Source organism: Bacteroides sp. AM32-11AC, from assembly GCF_003603515.1.
GTDB classification, from domain to species: Bacteria; Bacteroidota; Bacteroidia; order Bacteroidales; family Bacteroidaceae; genus Bacteroides; species Bacteroides uniformis.
The window spans coordinates 200264-207608 of the sequence record NZ_QTNH01000011.1 but is presented as its reverse complement, the minus strand read 5'-3'; the positions used below and the strand labels follow the sequence as shown (position 1 = coordinate 207608).

The following is a 7345-nucleotide window of genomic DNA, read 5'->3' as shown; positions in this document are numbered from 1 at the left end:
GACAATTTGATGGTTATAAATAAAGTAATAAAATGGGTATGGATGATTGGGTTATGCTGGTGACCGCACTCGGTGGCATCGAGGGCATCAAGCAGCTTATTAAGTGGTGGATGTCGCGCAAAACCAATGCGCGTATTGAGGACGCACATGCGGATGTCGAGGAGTTTAAGGCATTACGGGAGTACAACGAGTTCCTGCAAAAGCAGCTTTCGGAGAAGGAACAGCGGTTTGTGGAGCAGACAGACCGGCTCCGTAAGGTGCAGGATGAGTTATTTACACTGAAGGAGGCTAATTCTGACTTAAAACTGGAACTGGCGCTTAAACGGTGTGAGAGGAAGAAATGCGGTGACAGAGAACCGCAAAACGGCTACTGATTCGCGGAAAGGAAGGTGTTTCACAACAGCTCCCTTTCCCTTAATACTACACAACTTAAAGTTTAAACAAAGGCGTTTGCAAATATATTGTATTTTTATGTAAAACCAAAAATCAAGGAGGAAAATAAGAATGGCGAATGTGTATAAATTAGCGCCGTGGATTCTCAAATGGGAAGGCGGTTTCGTGAATGACCCGGCAGACCTTGGAGGTGCAACGAATATGGGTGTGACTATTGGCACGTGGAAGTCATGCGGCTATGACAAGGACGGTGACGGTGATATAGACGTGGATGACCTGCGTCTGCTTACCCGTGAGGATGTCGTCAACCGGGTGCTCAAACCGCATTATTGGGACAGATGGAAAGCTGACGATATTAAATCGCAATCAGTTGCTAATATCCTTGTCGATTGGGTGTGGGCATCCGGTGTACACGGAATAAAGATTCCTCAACGTTTGCTTGGTGTTACTGTGGATGGCATTGTTGGACCTAAGACACTCGCTGCGGTGAATGCCAGGAACCCGCGTGAGTTGTTCGACATGATTAAGATTGCACGGTTTGATTTCATCGAGGATATATGTAAAAAACGTCCGGCGAACAATAAATTTAAGAGAGGTTGGATGAACCGTATAAATGACATTGCCTATGTTGGCTAAGGTTATGAACTGGGTAAGCCGGCATATATTGCTGGCTCCTTTCATGTGTCTGTTCCTATTGTTATCATGTGGCAGCTCTCATAAAGCTGTCAAGTCCGGTGCAGAAGTAATCAGAAAGGACAGCACGAGTGAATCGGTCGATATCGTACATGGGGCAAGTACCTCTTTGAGCGAACTCATTACCGCTAATGGTAACTATGTGATTGATTTCCGTATCTATGATACAAGAAAACCGCCCGATAGCTTGACCGGGAAATCTCCGTTATTGGCTGACGGTCATGTAGAAGGTGATTTCAATAAGAAGGAGGATAAACAGACGGTAGTAGTTGATACTACGAGTGTCAAGGCTGATAAAAGAACCATTTCCAATATCCGTGAGGAAAAACGGTCAGAAACTATAAAAGAAAAAAAAGAATCCACCTTGCTTAAACAAATTGGTTTTGCTTGTGTTTGTGTAACCGTTTTGATTGTCGTTATGCTGATAGTAAAACATTGGCGCAACAGACAATCTTCATCATAAGACTTTAAATTTATAAATTGGACTGCTCCGGCTTGCGAAAGTCGGAGCAGTTTTATATGTTTACTGTAAAATGCAGTATTTATAAAATATCCTTGTATTTTTTCAAGGCGTTACTCTTCATTTTGTTCTCCTCCTTGGTTAGGGCGAACCCCATATACTTGCAGGTATGGTCGTTACGCAGGATACATATACACATACGCTTATAGGTGGGAATTTCTCGGAACTCTTCTATGTCAATGTCATCCAGGTAGTCCATTCGTACTGGTTTCTTGTCTGTCCTATAGTTGGTACTGTCACCCACCTGGATGGGGATATTGCGGTCTTTCAGCTTCTGTATGACTTCATCACTGAGAACTCCACCCTTTTCCTTCCAAAATTTGATACTGGTTTCCAGCTTGGACTGGTATCTTCTCCTGGTATGTTCCGGCAGGGTCGAAAGCAGGAATTCCATGAATGACTTCCAGGTATATCCATCCGGCAGACGTATCTCTCTCCTTCCAGCAGCACGGGTATTGCCGTAAAGTCCGGCAAAGCCGACTCCGTTTACACGTCCTATCATCCGTCCCCAAGTGTTGGGGTCAATGACCTTGTACAAGGCAAGGCTCTCAATGGCCTCGCTGATGAACGGACTTGCCACCCGTTGCCGGTCAAGGCTTACCCCGGCTTGATAGTAGAGGTCGTATAGTTTATTGTAATCCCATCGGAACTTACCGTTGGCAATCCATATATCCTCCGTTTTCCAGTCGAACAGTGGATATAGGTTATACACATCCTCGCTGATTTTCGTGCTCCATTGGTAATCCTTATATTGCTCTTTCACACCTCGATAGATTGTGCGCCAACGGTTGTAGCTTTCTTGGGTACGTATGCCCACCAGACAGCAGGTACGCCGTGCAGCTTTCCGTTGATGGAGCCAACGGGAAAACTCTGTCTGAAATTCATAGTCCCACATCCTGCGGTTATAGAAAGGGAAATCGTCTACAGTCATTGCGCCCTCCGGCATTTCTCTGACCCATGCTTCCTTTTTTGCTTCGTCCCAGGGACGCCAGTAGTTCTGGTACATGGAGGTACAGGTCGTTACACGGAAAGGCACGCAGACACGGTACACGTCCAGCATGTCCTTGTTTGCCTCCAATACCCGGTCCACATAGTCAATGGTCATACTGTACTGTATCTCATAGTCCATGTGGAACACTCCAATCCTGCGCTTCAGCCGGTTCCTACGCATATAGTCCAGACATAGGTTCAGCAACACTCCGCTATCCTTTCCACCTGAAAAGGAAATGTATATATTGTCGAACTCTTTAAAAATCACTTCCAGTCTTTCCTGGATTAATTCATATACATTCTTTGGGCTCATATGGTGTAAAAAATTATAAGTAGTGACAAAATTAATGCAAAGCCTCAATATTTCCTATAACTTCGGCTTCTATATCATTTGTAATTGGCTTCAATTATCTATATTTGTGCAGGCTAATTCATAAAAACATAAATAGCAATTATGGCAGAAGAAAGTAAATATTCCTATGACGAGGAATCCGTCAAGGCAATAATCGAATGGGCACAAACAACCCAGTTACCCAAGGAGGTGATGCTAAGTGAGGCAGAACATATTTTTGACACCTCTATGTATGTTAATGCGAATATCTGCGATATAAAGCAGCATTATCCGGATGCTTTCTATAATCCGGCCATTGATAGATTGTATCGGTTGAAGGAAGTAATAGAAGGGGCGGTTGAATAAGCTGCCTTTATATTCATAGGCAACAATTCATATCTATTGTGTGTGACATGTCCCGGCTTTCGTCGGGGCTTTTTCATTTATATCCTTTCTTTTATAAAATTCCCTCAAGTCACGTAGGGAATTTCAGAAAAGCAGTTGTCTTTATAGTAGAATCCGGTATATAGTGTTAGTATAGTCCTTCTTTCAGCCATTGCAGTTTCTTTATACTGGATTTACAGAATGTTCCAACATTGTGTGCTCTAATTGATTGTATATATTGAAAGGAACATGCTGGACCTCAGCTTTTATGCGGCTGAGGTTTTGTCGGAGACAAGAGTGCGTTGTTGAACGTGCGATGGAAATATGTGTTTAACCAAATTATTAGTTATGAAAAAAGAGTTTTGTATGGTAATTGCATTTGCTATGGCTTTAGCCGGGTTATTTATGCTTATGTTTATGTCATTTGATTAGTGAATGTCTGTTTGTTGACTGTTTTATAGAAGGGGCAGCTTATTCAGCTGTCTTGTTCCATTTCCCAAGAATTAAGTAATCCATATTGTGTAATTATTCCCCATGTGTGGTACTCAGTTCCACATATTTCCACACATAATTATTCCTTCTTGTTTTTATAATATGCTGATGTATAATGTATTATGTACTGATGTACATCATGGCATATCGTTTGTCCTATAGTTAATACAAAAACTATATTTATTTACTTAAAACTTACGATTATGAAAAAAGTATTGGTAGCATTAGCAATGGTTATGGGATTAGGCAGTTCAGTAGCATTTGCTTACGTGGTTTCTGGAACACAGTCTGTAGAGCAAACTCAGCAAAATCCTCAGGATGAGTTCACAAAAGTGGAAGTAAAAGACTTGCCTCAGGCAGTTATGAATGTCTTGGCTAAGGACTATGAGGGGGCTGTAATAAAGGAGGCTTTCATTTCCGAGAAAGAAACCGGTAAGATTTATAAGGTTGTGTTGACCATCACCAAGGAAAATCAATCCACTGAAGAAGTAACGGTACTTCTGAATGAAAAAGGAGAAACTGTAGAATGAATGGAAACTCTGTAGTGGTTCGGATTCATCTACAGAGATGATTTGAGATACTTTTATGTCTATCTCGTTAATGCGAAAGGGGCGGCTGAATAGTCGCTCTTTTTGTTTATATTGTAATAATAGTTCGTTTCTTTTTTGTCAGAAATTCCTATTATAGAGGGTTGTTTTATACAAAATAATGTTTATATTTGTATTCTAATCCCTATTGTATTATGAATGACAAACAACAACTTCTAATTGATTGTATTTCCCTTCTTCCCGTTATAGGCATTCTGGTTTTGATAACTGTTGCCAATGACCAGCTTGTTACTATGGTTGCTGCCTATGTGCTTTGCGGAGAACTCTTATGTGTATTGGTTAGCAGGATATTAAATTTGTACTATATTGATGTGGCTTTTGTTTGGTTGGGTGGGATTATGCTTTGGCTGTGGTATTGGCTCTGGTTGGAGTCAAGCCATGTAGTGATGGAGATTGTGGAAAGGACAGTTGAATGAATCGCTTCTTTTTCAGTAAAAAATCCCCGTAGCGGCTCAACTACGGGGATGGTGTCAAATAACAGAGTATCAATATGAGATACTAAGTGAGCCTATTTTTTGAGATATGTCTTGTAGTGCATTGTTGAATGTCTGTAATTCTTCTTTAGTAAAGCGTGCCGGTTTCCCGTTTACCAGATTGCCATTTAACCTCTGATATAACCACGAACGGCTCTTGTTGAAATACTTTTTCGCAAGATAGCTTAGAGAAACTATTTCGGCAACTTCTTGTAATTGCAATTTGATTGCACTTTCTTCTATAACGTCCAGTTTCCTATCAATGTTCTGTAAGCGTTCTGATACGAAATCTGCAATAGCTTTTTTATCTTCTTCCGAATTGTACTTGGCGGCTATTTCTCTCATTTTGGTATAGAACTCTGGAGAGTCTGTACCAAGTAGCGGCTTTAATGCCAGTAATTCATCTTTCAGTGCCATATATTTGTTTTTTAGTGCCCTCTCCGGAGAGAGGGACTTTGTTTTACTTCTTTTTTTCTAACTCTTTCAATATTTTGTCGATTGTCAGTAATCGGTCTAATCTTTTATCAATCTCTTTTTCTTGGTTAGTTCCGGTAACTTCGGCAATAAACCTTAGCTGGTCTAATTCTTTTTTGAGGAATGCTCTTTGTATAAGCAGGTCCTTTTTAATTTGTTCGTTACTCATGTTGATTACTTTTGTTATTTGACATTACAAAGATAATAATCTTTTGGTTATTATACAACTATTGCATGAATTATTTTCGTTATTTCGCATATTTTTTCCATATTTGCGGTGCGTTACATACTTTATTGAATAGGAGGAATAGTAATATTCCGACCGTAGAGCTACTGGTGATAAATTTTGCCAGTAGCTTGTGCATATACGGTTCCGACCCCCGTGTGATAGCTTAATGGTTTCACTGTATCCTCCTATTTGAGAATATGTAACGCAACGGGAAAGCGGAACCGTTCTTTTTTCCGCTCCTTAATCCGGTTGCGTTATGGGTAAAACTGAATCATCCTTCCCGAAGCTCACGAAGTCCTTTATTGGATACGGTCACTATCGGCTGATAGTCACGTTTTCCGATTGTGTGAAAACCGCGCTGACGGGAAATATGGACTTAATAGACCGCTTGAACTCCGACATAGAAAAGGAGAGGGAAGAAGCTACTATCGAGGCAATAGCTTTCGTCCAAGAACAATCACTTTAGACTGTCGAAGATTTTTCTCATTGCATCATCCGCATGTTTTCGCATGACCCTAAAATAGTTGAATATTGGTCTATTGGTTTTCATCGACTGGCCGATGCAGTATTCAAGTATTTCTAAGGAGATACCTAATTCAAATCCGTGCTGGACGAATGATTTACGGGCTGAATAATATATCACATGTTTCTTTATGCCAGCTATCTTGGCAAGTTCTTCCATTTTACGTGATACCACGGAGTAGCATTGCCCGAATGTTTTGTACTTGCCAAACACAAGCTTTCCGTTTTTTTGCATGTATTTGTTTATGATTTCTCTGGCTTCCGGTTGGATTGAAAATGCGGTTTTGCTTTCACCGCTTTTCTTGTTCTTTGTTTTCCGTCGGTAATATTCTATCCAATCTTTACGGAAATCAATGTCAAGCATATCTATAAGGTTGATTCCACCGAGGTAATAACTTAGCATAAATATGTCGCGTACTACACCTATGTTGTATTTGGGAATTTCCATATCCCGGATAGCTTTTACTTCGTCAATAGTAAGGTCTAGTTCACGAATATTAGCGGATGGCATTCGGCAGAACTCAAAAGGGTCAATCTCATATTTTACCATATTGTGCTTCTTTGCATAGTTGATAATCACTTTGAGTAATGTCAGATATATTTTGATAGTGGTAGGGGATAACCTCTTATCCTCAAGGTCCATCTCGAAATGCTTTATATTCCGAGGTGTAATCATAGAAAGTAATAAGTCACCTTGTGACTTAATGAAGGACTGGCAGGATAGCCTATATAACTTCTCTGATTTACTTCTTTTCTCTTCTGCGAGTTCAGATAGATAAGAATTCATAGCTGAGGAGAATTTGGCATTGGTATGGTCTTTCTTCTTGATGATGATTTCCCGGAGTTCGGAACATGAATATACATCCACATCATAGATGTTGTCTATGACTTTTTGGTAATGGTTGAGCAGGTTCCGGAGCTTCATGTTCATAGATGCAGCTTCGGGGTGATTGATAACTTGACCATCTTTAAATTGGGACAAGTCATCGATGATACAGTTTGTAGGAATGTATCTGGTACCGGAGTTGTGTGCCAGAGATATTCTTACTTTGTGCTTTCCGTTGATAAGCACTTTAGCTGGTACGATACAAAGTTTAAGTGTTGCCATCTTTTTGTTTAATAAAGTTGCGACAATTTGGTTATTAAAAAATACTGTCCGACAATTGTCCGACAATCAAATTTTGCAACCTGCTGCGAAGTGATGGAAATCTGCTTTTTCCGTAAGTACCTGATACA

At 40.4% G+C, this 7345-nt stretch carries 11 protein-coding genes; 7 read left to right on the top strand and 4 right to left on the bottom strand.

The window, feature by feature from the left end; genetic code table 11:
* The first annotated feature begins 32 nt into the window (after window positions 1-32).
* The 3 genes from DW800_RS13755 (at window position 33) to DW800_RS19820 (ending at window position 1549) form a co-directional block, all read left to right on the top strand.
* Window positions 33-374 carry a hypothetical protein gene (locus DW800_RS13755; RefSeq protein WP_117866130.1) on the top strand — a complete coding sequence of 114 codons (342 nt, stop codon included), beginning with the start codon at window positions 33-35 and terminating at the stop codon, window positions 372-374.
* 130 nt (window positions 375-504) lie between these two features.
* Window positions 505-1029: a glycoside hydrolase family 108 protein gene (locus tag DW800_RS13750; RefSeq protein ID WP_117866129.1), complete on the top strand. Its 525-nt coding sequence runs from the start codon at window positions 505-507 to the stop codon at window positions 1027-1029.
* Window positions 1019-1549 carry a hypothetical protein gene (locus tag DW800_RS19820; protein WP_182012948.1) on the top strand — a complete coding sequence of 177 codons (531 nt, stop codon included), beginning with the start codon at window positions 1019-1021 and terminating at the stop codon, window positions 1547-1549. The genes DW800_RS13750 and DW800_RS19820 overlap by 11 nt, the downstream gene beginning before the upstream one ends.
* A gap of 79 nt (window positions 1550-1628) precedes the next feature.
* On the opposite strand, the gene DW800_RS13735 is transcribed toward DW800_RS19820, so the two are convergent.
* Complete coding sequence (locus DW800_RS13735) at window positions 1629-2909, bottom strand: DUF3440 domain-containing protein (RefSeq protein ID WP_117866128.1); 1281 nt, start codon at window positions 2907-2909, stop codon at window positions 1629-1631.
* A gap of 141 nt (window positions 2910-3050) precedes the next feature.
* Here DW800_RS13735 and DW800_RS13730 point away from each other — a divergent pair, with 141 nt between their 5' ends.
* From DW800_RS13730 to DW800_RS13720, 3 genes are all read left to right on the top strand, one after another.
* Window positions 3051-3293, top strand: a complete 243-nt coding sequence (locus DW800_RS13730) for a DUF6965 family protein (RefSeq protein ID WP_117866127.1) — start codon at window positions 3051-3053, stop codon at window positions 3291-3293.
* 713 nt (window positions 3294-4006) lie between these two features.
* Window positions 4007-4333, top strand: coding sequence for a hypothetical protein (locus DW800_RS13725; RefSeq protein ID WP_008664637.1), 327 nt, complete (start codon window positions 4007-4009; stop codon window positions 4331-4333).
* A 212-nt stretch (window positions 4334-4545) separates the two neighbouring features.
* Complete coding sequence (locus DW800_RS13720) at window positions 4546-4827, top strand: hypothetical protein (RefSeq protein WP_005837084.1); 282 nt, start codon at window positions 4546-4548, stop codon at window positions 4825-4827.
* 69 nt (window positions 4828-4896) lie between these two features.
* Here the strand turns inward: DW800_RS13720 and DW800_RS13715 are convergent, their stop codons facing one another.
* A complete protein-coding gene (locus DW800_RS13715; protein WP_117866126.1) occupies window positions 4897-5301 on the bottom strand; it encodes a DUF5053 domain-containing protein in 405 nt (134 codons plus the stop codon).
* A 43-nt stretch (window positions 5302-5344) separates the two neighbouring features.
* Window positions 5345-5527, bottom strand: a complete 183-nt coding sequence (locus tag DW800_RS13710) for a hypothetical protein (protein ID WP_117589094.1) — start codon at window positions 5525-5527, stop codon at window positions 5345-5347.
* A gap of 316 nt (window positions 5528-5843) precedes the next feature.
* On the opposite strand from DW800_RS13710, the gene DW800_RS13705 reads away from it, so the two are divergent.
* Entirely contained in the window at window positions 5844-6053 is a 210-nt protein-coding gene (locus DW800_RS13705) for a hypothetical protein (protein WP_117879008.1), read from the top strand.
* Here DW800_RS13705 and DW800_RS13700 read toward each other — a convergent pair.
* On the bottom strand, window positions 6045-7217 hold the full coding sequence (locus tag DW800_RS13700) for a tyrosine-type recombinase/integrase (RefSeq protein WP_117589092.1): 1173 nt from the start codon (window positions 7215-7217) through the stop codon (window positions 6045-6047). The genes DW800_RS13705 and DW800_RS13700 overlap by 9 nt on opposite strands.
* Between the last annotated feature and the right edge of the window lie 128 nt (window positions 7218-7345).